At 32.9% G+C, this 401-nt stretch carries 1 protein-coding gene; it reads right to left on the reverse strand.

Going from position 1 to position 401, the window contains the following annotated elements; translation table 11 throughout:
- Positions 1-401: Gfo/Idh/MocA family protein (locus tag CSV68_RS16815; protein ID WP_143561035.1), on the reverse strand; the 401-nt coding region annotated here is incomplete at both ends.

Consider the following 401-nt stretch of genomic DNA (forward strand, 5'->3'; position numbering starts at 1 on the left):
TTTCATTTTTATAATATGTGGAGAAAACCTTCTATTAAATCCAACCATCAAAATACAGGAGGTTTTCACAGCTTTTATTTCATCTAGTTCATCAAGAGTCAAGCATAATGGTTTCTCCACAAAAACATTTTTATTTTCTTCAAGACCTTTTTTCACCAGTTCTGCGTGGCTATCATGTCTTGTAGTAATGAACATGGCATTAATATCTTTATCTTGAATCACATGATTTATGTCAGTAGAAGCTATTTCGAAACCATGCCTTTTCCCTACATGAACACTTGTCATTCCCCCACTACTTACTATAGTATGCTTTCTCAAACTTTGATTATTCATTGCAGGTAATAATGTTTGATTAGTATAGTTGCCCGCTCCAATAACACCTAAAACTATTTTTTCTTGAG

It is taken from the genome of Sporosarcina sp. P29, assembly GCF_002743265.1.
In the GTDB taxonomy this organism is placed as follows: domain Bacteria; phylum Bacillota; class Bacilli; order Bacillales_A; family Planococcaceae; genus Sporosarcina.